Source organism: Streptococcus sp. 27098_8_91 (genome assembly GCF_041432385.1).
Taxonomy (GTDB): domain Bacteria; phylum Bacillota; class Bacilli; order Lactobacillales; family Streptococcaceae; genus Streptococcus.
Genome location: NZ_JAPVZN010000015.1, coordinates 1 through 17,057 on the forward strand (window position 1 = coordinate 1; position 17,057 = coordinate 17,057).

Genomic DNA, 17,057 nt, shown 5'->3' on the forward strand with positions numbered 1-17,057 from the left:
CTTAAAGCTGAAATTCAAGCTATTTTTACTGAGCACATAGGAAATTATGGCTATCGCCGAATAACTCTTGAATTGAGGAATCGTGGTCATATAGTAAACCATAAGAAGGTCCAACGTCTGATGAAAATCCTTGGTTTAAGTGCTCGAATTCGTCGTAAACTGAAATATTCTTCTCATAAAGGAGACGTTGGCAAGAAAGCAGATAACCTTATTCAACGCCAATTTGAAGCAGCCAAACCAATGGAAAAGTGCTACACAGATGTGACAGAATTTGCCATTCCAGCAAGTACTCAAAAGCTTTACTTATCACCAGTTTTAGATGGCTTTAATAGCGAAATTATCGCCTATAATCTTTCAACTTCACCAAACTTAGAACAAGTGAAAGCTATGTTAAACCAGGCCTTCAGTGAGGAATATTACACAAATACTATTCTCCATAGTGATCAAGGATGGCAATATCAACACGATTTTTATCACAGATTTTTAGAGAGTAAGGGAATTCAGCCATCTATGTCACGTAAAGGTAACAGCCCAGACAACGGCATGATGGAATCTTTCTTTGGCATTTTGAAAGCGGAAATGTTTTATGGTTACGAGAAGACGTTTAAATCACTTAATCAATTGGAACAAGCTATTGTAAACTATATTGATTATTACAACAACAAACGAATTAAGGTAAAACTAAAAGGACTTAGTCCTGTACAATACAGAACTAAATCCTTTGCTTAAATTAATTGTCTAACTTTTTGGGATCAGTACAGATTCTCAAATCCTATTAGGTTTTTCTTTTTATACTCAATGAAAATCAAAGAGCAAACTAGGAAGCTAGCCGCAGGTTGCTCAAAGCACTGCTTTGAGGTTGTAGATAAGACTGACGATGTCAGTTACCTATATCTACGGCAAGGTGAAGCTGACGTGGTTTGAAGAGATTTTCGAAGAGTATTAATCCATCACAATCATAGACTTGATAGTCTTGCGTTCATCCATGTCTTTATAAGCTTGGTCGATATCTTCCAGTTTATAGCTTGAGGTAAAGACACGACCCGGATTAATATCACCGTCAAGAACAGCTTTTAACAAAACTTGTTTATCATAAGTAGTAACTGAGGCTGCTCCACCCGCCACTGAAATATTTTGGGCAAAGGTTGAACCAAGAGCACGGTTATTGTAATGAGGAACGCCGACAAAACCTAAACGCCCGCCATTATGGAGAACACCGAGAGCTTGGTCGACGGCTGCTTCTGTACCGACACATTCGAGAGCTGCATCTGCTCCTCCACCAAGAATTTCTCGCACCTTGGCAATGCCTTCTTCACCACGTTCAGCTACGACTGCTGTCGCGCCTGACTCCAAGGCCATTTGTTGACGGTCTTCGTGGCGACTCATGAGGACGATTTGCGATGCTCCACGCATCTTAGCTGCAATGACAGCACATTGGCCAACAGCCCCATCCCCGATAACGACAACCTTGTCTCCTTTTTGCACATTAGCAACACGCGCTGCGTGGTAACCAGTCGGCATGACGTCAGCAAGTGTCAAAAGTGACTTGAGCATACCTTCGCTATAATCTGAAGGTTGACCTGGAATTTTCACAAGTGCCCAATTGGCAAAGTGGAAACGGATATACTCAGCCTGGACCCCACCTGACCAGTTGGTACCAATATGGCGGTCACAAGTCCCATCATAACCGGCACGACAGGCATCACACTCTCCACAACCATGAGTGAAAGGCGCAATGACAAAATCTCCTGGTTTGACCGTTGTAATAGCATCTCCGATTTCTTCGACGATTCCAATAGCCTCGTGACCGCTATTTTGATGCCCCTTTTCAATGTCTGGATTACGGTAGCTCCAGAGGTCTGATCCACAAACACAGGTACGGACCACACGAATAATGACATCATCCGATTCTTGAATGCTTGGACGCTTGACTTCTTCAATACCGACCTGACCTGCCTTGGTATAAATTGCTGATTTCATTTAAAATTTTCCTTCCTTGTAAAGTTTAATTTTGTGATTTAAGCGATTTAAAGCCACCTGTAACTGAGACAAGCGCGCCTCTAATTTTTTCTTTTCCTCTTCTAAGAGACCAAGCCTTTCCTCTCTCGTTTCATCCCCCTTTTGGTAGAGCGACATATAGTCAACTAAACTGTCTACTGAGACACCTGCCGAACGAAAACACTTAATAAATTCCAGAGCTTCTATGTCATGTTCTTTAAAATCACGAATCCCTGTCGCGGTTCGAGTAATTGGTGGCACAAGACCAACCCGTTCATAATACCGAATCGTATCCGCTGAAATTCCCAACAAATCACTGGCTGATTTAATGTTCACATGCTATCCTCCTCTCATTTTATTCACTGAGTTTAAGCTATTCTAACTCACTTATCTTATTATATAACTTTGAGTTGACTCTAAGTCAAGCATTTGGCATCTAATCGAAAAATTTTTATAATTAGCATTCATGTATATGGAGTTTGTACAATGCTCTTAACTTACCAATCTTTTAAAGTACTTAAATAATAAAGAAAGTTCTCTATTCCAAATAAGATAGTACCCAATCATTTTTCACTTTTTTCTAATGATGATGCTCATAACTTCTCTCCAACTCACACACCTTTCGCTTATGGGCTTGATGAGTTGCTAGGTCTGCATCAACCTCAATGGTGATATTTTGAAAACCACAATCTTTGAGTAGGGTTCGAATGGATTCTTTACAAAGCTCCATCTTTTCAATTTCTTTTAGACAAACATGGACAATGGCATTTTTTTCCAAACCATCCATGGTCCAGAGGTTTAGTTGATTAATACTAGCAACGTGGTCCAATTGCTCCAAGTCACTCTTGACTTGCTTGATATCGACACCTTCTGGCACAGCATCAAGGAAAATCTTGAGCGTAGACCAAAAACGAGGAATAGCTTTTGAGAGAATAAAGAAAGAAATGACCAGAGATAAGAGCGAATCCAGAATATACCAGTCGGTAAATCGCAGAACAATGGCCATTAGGATAACAGCCACCCAACCCAGAGTATCTTCTAGAAAATGAAGGCTCAAAATAGACTCATTCTTGGTTTTTCCCTTACGAACTACTAGACTTGCTATTACATTAACGCTGACAGCAATGATTCCTAACCAGAGGATTCCTTCATCATTGACCGCTTGTGGATGAAAGAGTTTTGTTATATTTTCTAAAATGACCAAAACGGACCCTGTCATGAGAATCACAGCCGTTACCAAGGCTCCTAAGAGACTAAACCGTTTGTAACCCAAGGTGTAGTGACTATCTTCTTCACGATTGGAAATTGTTTCAAGAACGGCTGATACACCAATTGCGATGGCATCTCCCAAATCATGGACAGAGTCAGCAAGAACAGCGCTCGAACCAAATACTCCACCTGCAATAAACTCGACAATAGCATAAGTCAAATTTAAGAAAAAAGCCACCCAAACAGCATATTTTGCCTTCATATTTCTCATTCCTTTGTTATAATAGATTCATGAACATCTTGTTCATTATCATTATCTAACATTCATTTCAGAAAGGATAGGAGCAAACTGTTTACTTTGTAAGATACGGAACAGTTTGTTCAAAGTGTCCATATGACTGCTCAAGATCGTCGCATTACCAAGACTCGAAAAGCTATCTATACTGCTTTTTTACAATTACTAAATCAAAAAAGCTTTGAAACGATTACCGTTCAGGAGATAATAGACATAGCAGATGTTGGTCGTTCCACCTTTTATAGCCATTATGAAAGTAAAGAATTACTCCTAGACGAGCTCTGCCGTTATCTCTTCCATCATCTTTTTGAACGTGAGGAAAATATATCTACAGAAGCTTATTTGTCCCATATCTTTTCGCATTTTAAGAAAAATCAAGACCACGTCACCAGCCTCCTTTTCTCAAAAAATGACTACTTCCTCCGTCAATTACAGAAAGAATTGGAACACCATGTCTATCCAATGGTTGCCAAAGACTTGCAAGTTTCCTATCCTAATATTCCTACTTCCTACCTCAAGCACTTTGTTGTAACTAACTTTATCGAAACACTAACCTGGTGGCTCAAAAAAGGAAAATCTTATAAGGAAGATCAAGTAGTGAGCTTTTACTTAGATGTTTTAGAGATGAAGTAGCAAACACAACTATAGATTTCATATCCACTCAAAGAAAAATACCAGTCGACATTCTATCATTCAAATATTCCAATTCATCACGGGTATTTTACCTCTACTTTCTACTTACTAATCTAATCAAACTATATTTTTTGAGCCAATAAATTTACTAAAAAAATTCTAAGACAAGAAGTCTTAGAATTTTTTTATCGTAACCAACTTTCGTCTAACTGGCCTTTACTCTTGCTAAAAGCTTTTCCATGTTCATCAATAACAGCATGAATCTCTTGGCATTGTTTGAGAGTTAGACCTTCCAAGACGTTACCATAAACAGCATGCATTTCACTATAGGTTTTAAAGTTTCCAAATCCTAAGCGTCGAAAAAGTCTTCTAGCATATTCATCCGAAATAAAAACTGGATGATCAAAAAGATAAAGTAAAAGTGCATCTGCAGTCTCTGGCCCAATCCCTTTTAACTCCAAAAGTTGCTTTCGTAAATCTTCTGTTCCAATCTTGGCAAGAACCTCAAAACCACCAACTTCTCTTAACCAGATCAGAAGTCCCCTAATCGTTTGAGACTTTTGCTTAAAAAATCCAGCAGGTCGAATACGTTCCTGTAACTCTTCTAGCGATAAATCCAGAATCCCCTCTACTGTCATGACATCCATAAGACCTGATAAAGCTAACTTAGCATTCTTCTCAGTTGTTCGCTGGATCAGAATAGTCGATACCAAATCTTCCAGCTTGTTATCCGATTGCCACCAATTTTGCTCTCCATAGTGCTTGCAGAGTCGCAAAAGAGTTTCTTGTATTTCATCTTTCTTGATCATTTCTTCAATAATCCCTGTTCCACCAAGAAATCATGTGCAACAGTATAAGCATCCTTATCATCAATACCAACCTGATAGTTCATCTGACTCATCTGGCTCTCGGTGATTTTACCAGCTAGTTTATTGAGGACTGCTTCCAACTCAGGATGTTTTTCGAGTAATTTAGCTTTCATCAGTGGAGCGCCTTGGTATGGAGGGAAGAGTTGTTTATCATCCTCCAAAACCACTAAATCATAGCGAGCAATTTCAGCATCTGTTGAGTAAGCATCTGTAATTTGAATGTCCCCTGACTGTATGGCTTGGTAGCGAAGAGCTGGCTCCATGGTTGCCACATTGAGATTCAATCCATAAACAGACTGCAAGCCCTTGTTTCCATCCTCACGATCGTTAAACTCTAGAGTGAATCCCGCCTTGAGCTGTCCTTCTACTTTTTTCAAGTCTGAAATCGTCTTAAGCCCATATTCTTGCGCAATTTTTTTAGGAACTGCTATAGCATAAGTATTTTGATAAGCCATGGGCTTAAGAAAGGCTAGTTGATCCTGTTTGGCAATACCATCACGAGCCACCTCGTAAACCTTTTCTGGGTCATGCCCAATTTGTGGAGATGATTGGAGGAGACTCTCTGTCACTGTTCCAGAAAATTCTGGATAGATATCAATGTCCCCTTTTTTCAGTGCTTGGTAAAGGAAATCTGTCTTCCCAAAATTGGGTTTAACCGTCACCGTCATATCCGTATTTTCCTCGATGAGAAGCTTGTACATATTCATGAGAATCTCAGGTTCAGGTCCCAACTTCCCAGCTATAACCAGATTTTCTTTCTCTTTATTTGGAATCATGCTTGGAGCATAACTTGCTCCCAAACCAAGCACCATAACAGCAAAGGCTGCAACAATTGTACGCAACTTTGCCTTTTCCAACCATTTGAGAACAACATTAAATAGAATGGCCAAAATGGCTGATGAGATTGCACCGATTAAAATCAGACTAGCATTCCGACGATCAATTCCCAAAAGGATAAAGGAGCCCAATCCTCCAGCTCCAACAAGAGCGGCTAAAGTTGCTGTCCCAATGATCATAACGGTTGCTGTTCGAACTCCCGATACAATAACAGGCATGGCCAGTGGAATTTCAAACTTCTTGAGTCGCTCCCACTTGGTCATTCCAAAAGCAATCCCCGCCTCCTCAAGACTAGGATCAATGCCGTTCAAGGCTGTAATCGTATTTTCCAAAATCGGGAAAATAGCATAAATGACTAGAGCTGTAAGGGCCGGTAAGGTTCCAATTCCCACTAAAGGAATAAAGAGACCCAACAAAGCCATTGAAGGAATGGTCTGGAAGATACCCGCAACTTGTAGCACCCAGTTCGCCGCTTTTTTGTGGCTATTTAGATAAACCGCCAGCGGAATCGTCAGAAAAATCGCAACCAATAAGGTCAAAAGAGACAATTGTAAGTGTTGTCCTAGAGCTGTTACCCATTCACTAAAACGCTCTTGAAATGTTGAAATCAAATTAGACATGAAGGCTACCTCCAAACAAGTTTGCTACAAAGTCTGTCGCAGGCGCTTGTAAAATTGTTTCAGGTTCTGCCACCTGGCGAATTTCTCCATCCTGCAAAACTGCAATTCGATCCCCTAATTTTAAGGCCTCGTCCGTATCATGTGTTACAAAGATGGTAGTCATGCCGAACTCTTTGTGCAAGTCTTTGGTGAGAGCCTGCAACTGCTTGCGAGAGATGGCATCCAAGGCTGAAAAAGGCTCATCCATCAATAGAATTTTTGGTTTCCCAATGATGGCGCGCACAATGCCAATCCGCTGTTGCTCCCCACCAGATAACTCGTTTGGTAACCGATGAGCATACTCTGCAGCAGGCAGACCAACCTTATCCAAGAGTTCTTCTGTTTTAGAAGCGATTTGCTCCTTGCTCCAACCCTTCATCTCAGGAATGAGAGCAATATTTTCCGCAACTGTCAAGTTAGGAAATAAGGCAATGGCTTGGAGGACATAGCCGGTACTGAGACGGAGCTCACGCACCTCATAGTCCTTGATACGCTTCCCATCCATGTAGATATCACCATCTGTTGGCTCCAAAAGACGATTAATCAATTTAAGCATAGTGGTCTTCCCAGATCCTGAAGGACCCACTAGTACCATGAATTCTCCATTTTCAATACGGAGATTGACATCTTTTAAAATATTTTTATCCGTGTAGCGCAAGGCTACATGTTTGTATTCAATCATTTTTTTCCTCAATAAGTTTTCTGTCTCTAAGAATATCCAATAGGTTGCTTGCTGGATGCCCTAGGACTTTTTCGATATCTGTTGAAACCCCAGCCTGTTCCTCAACTTTAATCGCTGTATAAGTACTGACCCATGCATCGTACTCCCAAGTTTGTGCTGGCCATTTTTTTCGTGACTCATAGGCTTCTTCTACTGATTCATCTATATACGTGATGTCCTTACCGGTCTGATTTGAGAGAAGTGCTACGATTTCTTCCATGGAAAGATTCTCTGGCCCTGTCAAATTCAAGATTTGATTTTTCCACTCCTTAGGATTTAAAAGAATTTCTGCTGCAACCCTAGATGTGTCCTTACGGGCAACAGCTGATACCAGGCCACTGCCAGCCGGACCACGAATTTCTCCATTTTCAAGTGCAATATCAATCAAGAAATCCAAATAAAAATTATCTCTCAAAAAAGTGTAGGTGAACCCTAACTCCTTGATATAGGCTTCCGTCTGGGCATGATCTCGAGACAAGGTAAAAGTTGCCTTCTCATCTGCCCCATAAAAGGAGGTATAAACGATATGTTGCACCCCTGCTAATTTTGCAGCATCTAAAAAGTCCTTGTGCTCCTTGACACGCTCTGGATTTTCCCTAGCAGAAACCATCAACAAAGTATCGATCCCCTTCAAGGCTTCAACCACCTCTGGAGTATTGGTATAGGACAATCTACGGATTTCCGCAGACGCATAAACTTTTGCACGCTCTGGGCTTCTTGCTAGATGGACAGAAGCGATTCCTTTTTTATCAACAAGATCAGCCACATAGGAGCCTAAGTTACCTGTTACACCTGTAATTCCGATCATAACTGTTACTTCCTTTCCCTACATGTCATTTTCTTTAGCTTTTAGATTTGAGATAATACGCTCTTGATAAGCTTCAAATTCTTGGATTTCTTGATCCGAAAAGCCTTGGTAGAAAATTTCACCCAATTCTTTGCTAACACGGTCTCCAATTTCTTTTTGCGCCCAACCGAGGTCTGTCAAAGAGATATATTTTTTCCTTTTATCTTGTGTGCAAGGTTGAATCGTGATCAAGCCTTGTTCTTCCAATTTCTTAACCATACTGGTCAATGTATTATTGGCTAGACCCGTCGCAAGAGCGATATCGGTCGCTGTAGCGCACCCTAACTCTTGCTTCCACAAAATCGTTAAAATTTTTCCCTGTTCACTTCTGTATTGAGCATCTGGTTCATTGCTCAAGAGTTTTTGAAAGATACGCCCGTTTAACAATCGAATCTGTAGAGCTTGGTAGCCTCCTAACATCTTGTCCATTTTGTCTCCTTTTTTGTTCTATATCGAACTTTTTAATTATTGTAACACCCTAAATTACATCTGTCAACTATTTCGATATAGAAATAATAAAAAACTTCCTACCAAAAAGTAGAAAGTCATCATTTTTATAAAATTAAACATGAATTACATCTGAAGCATTCCTCCTAAAGAAACTACTATGGACTAGATAAGGACCATACTTAGAATTTTGACTAGAAACCAAACATAAAGGAATGATAAAAATTTTTATAAAGAAGAGTAAGCAAAAAAGTAAAAAAGAACTAAAACTAAGATTCCTTAATTCAAAAAAATAAAGATAAAAGAAAATTAAAGAATTTAATAGAATATTAAATCCCCTAGCAAAACTAGCTGATAAGATATTCGTCTTGATCTGAGGATTAAAAAGTTTGACAAGAAACAAGGCTAATAAAGAAGTATTATAGATACAAATTGGCTTGTAATCATGACGATAGAGAACTAAAAACAAGAACAAAGAATGCTATAGCGGATTGAACTTAGAGTAATACAATATAGATTCTAAAACATTTTTAGCAGTCTTGGTGTACTGTTCTAGATTCATTCTACTATATTTTCCGTATAAAAGTAGACAAATGTCTACTAGGAATGTTGAGTTTTGGCAAACGACTGGGAATGATGATGCTATAGATTCCTTATCTCAAATACTGCCGTATGAATCCACTCGTTATTCATTTGAAAGTCATTCTCTATGATTCTACTAAAGGTGAAACCATTTTTTAAAAGCACTCTCTGAGAAGCCAGATTGTCCCTTGCCGTCCCTGCGATAATCTTGTGTAAACCATAAGTAGTAAAGGCCTCTTCTAAAACGAGTTTAACCGCTTCACTTGCATAACCTAAATTGGTAACATTTTCTCCGATCCTATATCCAAGTTCTGCTATTTTTTTATCCTTCCCTAAAACACTTAAATTGATTCTTCCGACCATAGTACCTTGTGCATCTCTAATAAGATGCATGTAGACATCATGGCTCTCTTGTTCCCTTAACAATTCCCTTGTAATTTCTTTAAAACCTTCTAAGTCAAAATAGTGAGCTGGTCTAGGAGGTAAATTCCGCTCAAAATACTCCCGATTTTCTTTTTCAAAAGAATAAACATCTATGCTATTTTCTTCAGACATCATCTCTAGACTTATCATTCTAAACCATTTCCTATCGTTCTCTAGATTCAAATTTACTCATGTTCACACAAAGTGACATTTAAAGAGATATCTTAATTTTTTCATATCGTATCTACATTATAACACAACATACTATGAAGAAAAATAATATCCATCAAGGTCCTCATAAATTCCAACATCTTACTAAACAGGCTGGAACGCCTATGGAAGCTATTCGGAGGCACTAACACGCAGCGATTCAAGTACAACTCGAATTCATGTCAATGCTCCTGGCAGAACAAATGCATCGCTTATCCTGCCATTTAGTCACCGCTCAAACTTTAACTTGACATCTAGAAATTCCAATCGTGGGTTTAGCATATTTCAAAGTAAGATGAAGTTTTCAAGGGTGCGACCAGTTATCTTTGTAAAAACATTTAATAAAAGTCACTCGTCCAGAAGGGTACTTGCTTATATTCTTCTAAAGCCAGAGAAAGTTTCCTATTTCCAAATTCAATCTCAAAATAATCGTATAAGTCTTTGCCATAATAAATAATATCTAAATCCACTACTGATAAAATCGGCATCTCCTGATTCTCATAACTAGGGAGAAAACGATGCCCATATAAGGGGATTAGTCGAGGTGCTGCTTCTAACATTTTCCTGATTTGAATATTTCTGTCCAAGAGTGTAGTTGGCTCGCTCCCCCAAGAGGCATCCCACACCAGTTCATCCAAACTTTCCAAAATTCCATCATAGGGAGCAACTAGGCTCCGTTTTATATGTTCTATATTTTCAGCTGAGAAATTTCTCCAGTTATAAAAACCTTCTGAAATAGGCAACAATTGTTGATAAACTGCCAGCCACTGCTCAGGAAATTCAATTCCATAGATTGTCTCGACTTTTTGTATTTCTTCATCACTTAGACCTGGTTCCAAAGAAATGCCATTCTCGAGCAATAGCGTCTTAATCCTATCGATTTTCAAAAGATCTCCAACCATTTCCTCTCCTCCTATTCACTCCCTATTTTATGGAGATTAGAGCACATGTCACTTCTTAGCTAAACTAAAATGACTTCAAAAAATCAACCAACCCATCATGTAATTGTATATTCTCATTTAAAACTTCCTTGCTCTCTTTATCAGATAGCTCCAAGTTCATATTACGATAGCCATCCAACAATTCCATCGTCAAAACCAAAGTATCATAACTGACATTAAAGAGCAGTTCTTCTTTAGTTAAATCACTTTGATGGAGATTCATATGTACAGCTTGTTCCTGGATGATTTTTAGTTCTTGTAAAAATATTGCTTGCTGATCTGTCATACTTCATCTAGTCTTTCTATTTTTATTAGGGGTATATTGAACTTCCTTATCGCATAAGCTGGAGATTCAAGTTATCAAATTTTTCTCTTTGACAAATGAAGATTGTTTCTTTATAAGATAAATTTCCTGAATAATTCTGGAATTCCACTTACTTGTGTAAATAGAGTCTTTACAGCAAAATTATTATCGCAAAAAACGACTTCTTGAAAGACATTATCCATTCTCCACTCGATATCTGTATAGAGAATATCATTATTTTCGACACTAACTATTTCAAACCAACCTATTGTCACTCCATAAAAAATAATCTCTTCCAATATCTGAGTTGAATATCCTTTATTTTTAATAAAAAACGAAAATAAAGTCGAAATAATAGCATCTTCTTCAGCTATCGAGAGTAAGAATTCTCTTAAATCTTCAAAAGTCATTTTATTTACCTCCAGTCGAAGGAATTCTGCCTTCACTTGCAGATAATCTTGTTTTAAATAAACTCAACTACAAGGTTCATCCTAGCACCAAGTCACTATCGCTCAACTACTAACAATCTCCTTTGAGGATTCAAACAAGGTATTGATTTCAAAACTGAGTCCCTATCTAATCAGATATACTTACTGGATAAATGAAATGAGGTACGAATTGCTATCGTTTATCATTAGCTATTCTAAAATAGTCATTATACTACTCTTCAAAATTCACCTTTAGCCAAAAAGCTTCTATATCGCCCTTCTCATTTAACGCTGCAATACAATCTGGATAAAACTCAACATACTCTACTGAATCTGATAATTTTTCCTTACCAAAATAAGTATATCCTTTTCTTGGTGAATAATAACTTACCCAACTATCTGATTGCACAAATCGAATACTATCCCCTAAATCTAACTGGCATTCATCCAATAATAGAATAATACTCCCTTTATTCGAGTTAGGAATAAGAACATCTCTTTCTTCTGCTTTTAATACCTGAGGAAAAAATCCAAAAATTTGTACGCACGCATTGCTTTCTGAATCAAAGCCAAGTTGGAGTGTGTCGAATAATATGTAGTAATCAGAATTTTTTATAGGTATGGAATCAAAACTATATTCTTCTGGTCTATAAACTAATCGTCTATAGTCCATATCATATTCTTTTATAATTTTAAACATATATAATCGCCTTCTAAAGTTAAAATGGACAATAGGTTTTGTAGCCATATCGACCACTAACTTAAAATTTCTAGCACTTCATCCAGTATGAGCATCTGAAGTAGCCAGCGATCATCCCTTGACCAAGTATTATCTTTTGAATCATCACCAGCGCTCGTAGGTTTAGTTCCCCTAGATTACTATCCTTGATTCCAAATCCTAAAATCCCACTCCACCTGTAATCTGGGTAATGAGGTCTAAATGTTCTTTTATGCCAACCTTGTCAATATTGGTTAGTTCCCTTTTTCCTCCCAGTACAAGAAGAGGAACAAAACCAAAGCATTGATTGTAATCCAAGTTCCCATACTCCTTAACCGCTTCTTCATAGAGAGGAATATCAAAATAGTCCTTTAACAACTCTTCATCCTCTAAATCTTCTAGAAAATAGTACATATCTTCTAAAATAGTGGTGAAATTTTCCTCCTTGTATTCTACAATTCTCAGATAGTTTCCTTCCTCCAGAGTGATAATATCCCCAAATGCAGTTATAAAAACAGGAATAGATAAATCACCTCTAAAATAGGTCTTTTGAACAAATTCTACATATTCTTCTGGATTGATAATTTTTAGATAACCATCAAGTAAAAAGCCCAATCCATATTGTTTCCACAATTCCACTAATTCATCTGGAACTTTTGAGGCATACTTTTCAATAACTTCTTCTGGCATAGCTGCAAATTTGGTAAATTGTAAGTTCATTTTTTCTCCTCGTGTTCCTTTTAAAGTTTATATAACTCACTATAAGTAAGGTTTTCGCGATTATAGTAGCTAGTTTTATTATAGTTTACGAAAGGTTTCTTCAAGTCGATATACTTCAGGATATTGTACTGTATGATTGAATCTAAATTACCATAATTGTGACATGATAGTCCAAAACACATCAAAATCGATTTGTTCAATATTTGAAAGGTCATCCAAACCACCTAAAAATAAAGGTATTTTGTAACCAATACATTGTTCATAGGAAGGAGAGGTTCCTCCTTGAGAAATATACTCTTTGTAAAAATCTAAAGCAAATAGCTCATCAGGATATTCTGGAATTTCATTATTCAAAAACTCCTTAATACCTAGTGGAATCTCTAAAATCTCATGACTTCCTGCGTCACACATATATATTTTTGAATCACTAGTGTCAGAACTAACAAATATCCTACCTAACCAATCAAAACCTATAACTCGTATATCATCTGATAATTCAGAAAAGCATGACTGTACTAGTCCTTTAAAGTATTCTAAATTATTAGAATCAACAACCCTAAATAACCCACTACCAAAACTTTCCTTAGAATAGTTCATAATAAAATCAAGATAAATATCTTCTGAACGCTTTACGTAGCCTTTATTCTCTGAACCAAAAAATTCTAAAAATGAATTAAACATGTCTTTTTCTCCTAATCTTCAATTGTAAACTTCCCAAATACCGTTCCATCTGGATATTTTGGGAACATAAATTCCTATTTACACTTCTATCCAACGGATTGATATTTTAACTATATCATAAATCACTAGTTCAAACAATATAGCAATTGTTTGAAACAGAATCTGAACCATCAACCTTTTTATCTCGTTACAAAGCAAATATAGATTTACGATTCACCTGTATTTTAACTATAACTGCTTCAGTCAAAGCTTGGATTTTCGTGTAATGCTTGTGCTCTTTGTTCATCAGTTTAGCCATCTTTAAATTCCAAATTGTTAAACCAAATCCAGCACCTCCAGTCAGCTCCCCAGCGAACTCATCTCTCTTGATTCCTAGCAAAGTATTACGTTCGCTAATCTTATAATAGCCTATCAAATCTCAATACTCTTCACAGATAACTTCAATGTCCTTTTCTGAAATAGTTCGATTAGATTTTAGGATAAATTTTTTAATACTATTTATATCCTCATCTGTCAGATATTCCACGCGAAATTCAATGATAAAATCGACAATATCGCTATTTCCTGAAATAATAATCATCGCATCTTCAACAACTCTTCCTACAAATATTTGCCTCACATGCAAATATCCAGTAGCTGGACTCGAAAAATACCGCTCCCACTTTATAGCACTTGAATAACTTAGTTCCTGGTCCTTATAATAAAAGTGAGAAGTAATAATCTGCTGACTAACATCTAATAAGTTCAATAAGCTATCTATCATGGTTACGTCTGCTACCGCTATTCTCAATTCAACACTTAACATCATTTCATTCCTATTTATCAAGACTCGGTAATAAATTACACGTTTTTCTCGTGCTTCGATCGGTTATTATAACCGTTTAGCTACACTTTACTCATTCTACAGTTTCACGATCCTGCCAAAAGAACTGAGCATCCTTTAACTCAAGATGTTCTATCTGAATATCCCGACAAATAATTGTCATTTGCAACAAACCAATATCAACCATACACTTCACAAAATCAGGATTCTCCTCATAAATTTGTAAAGAAATTTCTTGACCATGATGATGCAATTCCCCTCTAGTCATATCTTTAACGTGTTGATCTTTTCTCCACTGGATGTCTAAAGCATCATTGCTATACTCTACTTTGGCGCATACTAAAAACTTAATTTCCCAATATTTTTCTTTGTTATGATAATCCTCTATGCCTACAGAAACTTCATCGCCAAAATAGGATATCTTTAAATCTAGTATCCCCATTTCCCAATAATCTAGTCCTTCAAGCTCTTTTTCCTTGCTAGATAAATCAAATAGCAACAAGATTTTTCTCCCTCACATTTATTCCCAAATAAATCTCTCAGATATTTTTTACAGATGACTATTTTCATCAATGGCGCTAAGCTCTACCAAGGTTCAGCCTAACACCAAGTCACCGTCTATCTTGAAGATTACACTTCTCAATGTATTCTAACCAGGCATCAATGGTGGGGAAAACTTCCCTTTGTTCCCATCCTGAATCAGCAAAGTCATGGATAATATGCACTAGAGTACTATCAACATCTTCAAAACAGGCGATATCATCATTATCATCTCTCCTTGCAAATGGATATAATGTTCGCTCAGGATATCTTGTTTGAAGACCTCGAAATCTTTTCACTGTTTCATCGTCATTCATCAAGTACCATACACCAAAATCAACCCTACCTTCGGAAACTAAATCCTTTAATGATTGTGGATAGGAAAAAAAAGAATGATTAAATGTAATATCTGGCATAAATGTTCCCCCTCTAACTATTGAAAAATGGCAAATACTTGTTACCTTTCTGCCCATCTAGCTAATTTGATACAATAATCTTCGATGAAAGCTTCTGTGTCATACATTTTTAGAATGTTTTCAAAATCGATTGCTGATATTTCAGACACATCAAACTCACCTGTAGCATTTATTGCATCAAAATCACTTGGATATGGAGCTTCTCCCAACTCCAAAGGTGTCCGATTATCAAAATAAGCTACGTGTCCATTATGGTAGATATCTAATCGTTTTGTTTCGAAACCTTCTGCGTCTATTTCTGAGTACATTATGGTCGGATCATAGTCATTCCTATGATTCCAAATTGTTTTATAATACAACATCCAATCCCCCTAATTCTCCTACTATCTATCCAATCAAAATCAGCTTTCTTTAGATACCGCCCATATCATAAGCTAGGCAAGTCTTTCGTTCAATCTACTCAGTGATGACATTATCCACTAAGAAAACTGCAATCCCCCATTTCTATGTGGCATTAGTAACAGTAAACTGTACAAGGTCATCCATAAAATTCAATTTCCCAAGCAGTACTATCGTATATTTCCAATCTTACTTGCAAAGCTTCTGTCCCTTTTTCTATAGTTTCAAATTCAACAGGAGTTGTAGAGGAAACAACTATTAAATTATTTACATCCTCTATTCCCTTTGAAAATTTTAAAAGTCCAGCCCAACTCATCTGATAGCCATATTTTGAATTTAAGACTAAATCTTCAAATTCTGGCATAGGCAGATTATTGGGAGCTTTTCCTACAGCATCACATTCAAAGATATACCAATCTTCATGATTAGATGATATTTGGGAAAGAATCTCAAAAAAAGTCAGCTTTTGATTATCCTTTGACAATTGTCCACTTATTTTCAACTCGTATTCTCCTAATTTTCTGTGATAATGTCTATCTACAATTCTTTCATCTGTCACAAGGACTAAGACATAGGTTACTAAGATTTTTTCTAATCGTTCCTTTAAAGCTGAGGGGTTAATTGGTCCCACCTACTAAGCTAGTAAACCAATCATCATAAAATTGTTTCTGTTCTGCGACACTGACACAGTTTAAGTTTGGTTTATCTTGGTCAAAAATCTCATAAACATTGTTTAAACTGGCTTGTTTTCCCATTTCCAAGAAATAGGCTTTTTCTCCTCCAAAATTCAGCTGCATCGGAGAAGGAAATACACACTTGTCAGCTCCATTGCATTGGAGAATCCCGCCTTGCTTTTCCAAATCCAGACGATAGTTCGTAAGCGCCTCAAAGAAAGAGTCAGCTTCATAGCGTTTAAAACCCGAATCTCTATCAACATCAAGAATACATAATTCTTCGCTATCTCTAATAAAAATTTGACACGTTTCTATTCTATTATCATTTTTATAATAAATTGGCAATAAAACTACTCTCATTTCCCACCTCTGCTGATTTTATGTAATAACTTGAATAAGATGATCAACTTTTGGGATAGACTTAATAAACTGCAAGATCATTCCATCTTTCTAATAAGGTCTCACCATCGATTAATGGTGCTGATAAAAGTTCCTTTGGGCTATAAAAAATGTGATAGTCTTCCTCAGAAACCGTAAAATATAACTCCCCTAAGTCTTTCCTTTGACTGATATAAAACTTTCTATCTTGATAATATAGAACAAACTCTTCCCCATAGGATAATAATTTTTTAAAAAACTCATATGACATATCTTCATCTCGTTCCATTATTACTAAATTGACC

25 protein-coding genes are annotated in these 17,057 nt (G+C 37.0%); 2 read left to right on the plus strand and 23 right to left on the minus strand.

Translation table 11 applies throughout. The annotated features are described in order from the left end of the window. The coding region (locus O3611_RS09415) for an IS3 family transposase (protein ID WP_371608474.1) at positions 1–729 on the plus strand (729 nt) is incomplete at its 5' end. Between the two features lie 213 nt (positions 730–942). Here O3611_RS09415 and O3611_RS09420 read toward each other — a convergent pair. From O3611_RS09420 to O3611_RS09430, 3 genes are all read right to left on the minus strand, one after another. Beyond that, a complete protein-coding gene (locus O3611_RS09420; RefSeq protein ID WP_371608475.1) occupies positions 943–1,980 on the minus strand; it encodes a zinc-binding dehydrogenase in 1,038 nt (345 codons plus the stop codon). Beyond that, complete coding sequence (gene nmlR, locus O3611_RS09425; protein WP_371608476.1) at positions 1,981–2,334, minus strand: stress response transcriptional regulator NmlR; 354 nt, start codon at positions 2,332–2,334, stop codon at positions 1,981–1,983. A gap of 244 nt (positions 2,335–2,578) precedes the next feature. Further along, complete coding sequence (locus tag O3611_RS09430) at positions 2,579–3,469, minus strand: cation diffusion facilitator family transporter (RefSeq protein WP_371608477.1); 891 nt, start codon at positions 3,467–3,469, stop codon at positions 2,579–2,581. A gap of 132 nt (positions 3,470–3,601) precedes the next feature. On the opposite strand from O3611_RS09430, the gene O3611_RS09435 reads away from it, so the two are divergent. Continuing rightward, positions 3,602–4,135: a TetR/AcrR family transcriptional regulator gene (locus O3611_RS09435; protein WP_371608478.1), complete on the plus strand. Its 534-nt coding sequence runs from the start codon at positions 3,602–3,604 to the stop codon at positions 4,133–4,135. 185 nt (positions 4,136–4,320) lie between these two features. Here O3611_RS09435 and O3611_RS09440 read toward each other — a convergent pair whose 3' ends face one another. The 20 genes from O3611_RS09440 to O3611_RS09535 all read right to left on the minus strand — a co-directional run bounded on the left by O3611_RS09440 (position 4,321) and on the right by O3611_RS09535 (position 17,041). Next, a complete protein-coding gene (locus O3611_RS09440; RefSeq protein WP_371608479.1) occupies positions 4,321–4,944 on the minus strand; it encodes an endonuclease III domain-containing protein in 624 nt (207 codons plus the stop codon). Beyond that, positions 4,941–6,461: an ABC transporter permease/substrate-binding protein gene (locus O3611_RS09445; RefSeq protein WP_371608480.1), complete on the minus strand. Its 1,521-nt coding sequence runs from the start codon at positions 6,459–6,461 to the stop codon at positions 4,941–4,943. Before O3611_RS09445 ends, O3611_RS09440 begins: the two co-directional genes overlap by 4 nt. Next, positions 6,454–7,182 (minus strand): ATP-binding cassette domain-containing protein, encoded by a 729-nt coding sequence (locus O3611_RS09450; RefSeq protein WP_371608481.1) that lies wholly within the window; start codon positions 7,180–7,182, stop codon positions 6,454–6,456. Before O3611_RS09450 ends, O3611_RS09445 begins: the two co-directional genes overlap by 8 nt. Beyond that, on the minus strand, positions 7,175–8,029 hold the full coding sequence (locus O3611_RS09455) for an SDR family oxidoreductase (protein WP_371608482.1): 855 nt from the start codon (positions 8,027–8,029) through the stop codon (positions 7,175–7,177). Before O3611_RS09455 ends, O3611_RS09450 begins: the two co-directional genes overlap by 8 nt. Positions 8,030–8,047: 18 nt before the next feature. Then, on the minus strand, positions 8,048–8,497 hold the full coding sequence (locus tag O3611_RS09460) for a MarR family winged helix-turn-helix transcriptional regulator (RefSeq protein ID WP_371608483.1): 450 nt from the start codon (positions 8,495–8,497) through the stop codon (positions 8,048–8,050). A 660-nt stretch (positions 8,498–9,157) separates the two neighbouring features. Then, a complete protein-coding gene (locus O3611_RS09465) occupies positions 9,158–9,670 on the minus strand; it encodes a GNAT family N-acetyltransferase (protein WP_371608485.1) in 513 nt (170 codons plus the stop codon). Positions 9,671–10,068: 398 nt separating this feature from the next. Next, complete coding sequence (locus tag O3611_RS09470; RefSeq protein ID WP_371608486.1) at positions 10,069–10,632, minus strand: hypothetical protein; 564 nt, start codon at positions 10,630–10,632, stop codon at positions 10,069–10,071. A 64-nt stretch (positions 10,633–10,696) separates the two neighbouring features. Then, the gene (locus O3611_RS09475) at positions 10,697–10,957 is read right to left on the minus strand and encodes a hypothetical protein (RefSeq protein WP_371608487.1); all 261 of its coding nucleotides are present in this window, start codon (positions 10,955–10,957) and stop codon (positions 10,697–10,699) included. A 110-nt stretch (positions 10,958–11,067) separates the two neighbouring features. Beyond that, a complete protein-coding gene (locus O3611_RS09480) occupies positions 11,068–11,385 on the minus strand; it encodes a hypothetical protein (protein ID WP_371608488.1) in 318 nt (105 codons plus the stop codon). A gap of 250 nt (positions 11,386–11,635) precedes the next feature. Then, positions 11,636–12,103 carry a hypothetical protein gene (locus O3611_RS09485; RefSeq protein ID WP_371608489.1) on the minus strand — a complete coding sequence of 156 codons (468 nt, stop codon included), beginning with the start codon at positions 12,101–12,103 and terminating at the stop codon, positions 11,636–11,638. A 198-nt stretch (positions 12,104–12,301) separates the two neighbouring features. Beyond that, positions 12,302–12,841: a T6SS immunity protein Tdi1 domain-containing protein gene (locus O3611_RS09490; protein ID WP_371608490.1), complete on the minus strand. Its 540-nt coding sequence runs from the start codon at positions 12,839–12,841 to the stop codon at positions 12,302–12,304. Between the two features lie 147 nt (positions 12,842–12,988). Next, on the minus strand, positions 12,989–13,522 hold the full coding sequence (locus O3611_RS09495) for a T6SS immunity protein Tdi1 domain-containing protein (RefSeq protein ID WP_371608491.1): 534 nt from the start codon (positions 13,520–13,522) through the stop codon (positions 12,989–12,991). A 187-nt stretch (positions 13,523–13,709) separates the two neighbouring features. Continuing rightward, complete coding sequence (locus tag O3611_RS09500; protein ID WP_371608492.1) at positions 13,710–13,937, minus strand: hypothetical protein; 228 nt, start codon at positions 13,935–13,937, stop codon at positions 13,710–13,712. Between the two features lie 3 nt (positions 13,938–13,940). Then, the gene (locus O3611_RS09505; protein WP_371608493.1) at positions 13,941–14,327 is read right to left on the minus strand and encodes a hypothetical protein; all 387 of its coding nucleotides are present in this window, start codon (positions 14,325–14,327) and stop codon (positions 13,941–13,943) included. Positions 14,328–14,418: 91 nt separating this feature from the next. Beyond that, the gene (locus O3611_RS09510) at positions 14,419–14,847 is read right to left on the minus strand and encodes a hypothetical protein (protein WP_371608494.1); all 429 of its coding nucleotides are present in this window, start codon (positions 14,845–14,847) and stop codon (positions 14,419–14,421) included. A 109-nt stretch (positions 14,848–14,956) separates the two neighbouring features. Then, a complete protein-coding gene (locus O3611_RS09515) occupies positions 14,957–15,301 on the minus strand; it encodes a hypothetical protein (RefSeq protein ID WP_371608495.1) in 345 nt (114 codons plus the stop codon). Between the two features lie 41 nt (positions 15,302–15,342). Next, the gene (locus tag O3611_RS09520; RefSeq protein ID WP_371608496.1) at positions 15,343–15,663 is read right to left on the minus strand and encodes a hypothetical protein; all 321 of its coding nucleotides are present in this window, start codon (positions 15,661–15,663) and stop codon (positions 15,343–15,345) included. A gap of 176 nt (positions 15,664–15,839) precedes the next feature. Continuing rightward, a complete protein-coding gene (locus tag O3611_RS09525) occupies positions 15,840–16,202 on the minus strand; it encodes a hypothetical protein (protein ID WP_371608497.1) in 363 nt (120 codons plus the stop codon). A 115-nt stretch (positions 16,203–16,317) separates the two neighbouring features. Continuing rightward, complete coding sequence (locus O3611_RS09530) at positions 16,318–16,734, minus strand: hypothetical protein (RefSeq protein WP_371608498.1); 417 nt, start codon at positions 16,732–16,734, stop codon at positions 16,318–16,320. A gap of 61 nt (positions 16,735–16,795) precedes the next feature. Beyond that, positions 16,796–17,041, minus strand: coding sequence for a hypothetical protein (locus O3611_RS09535; RefSeq protein WP_371608499.1), 246 nt, complete (start codon positions 17,039–17,041; stop codon positions 16,796–16,798). Between the last annotated feature and the right edge of the window lie 16 nt (positions 17,042–17,057).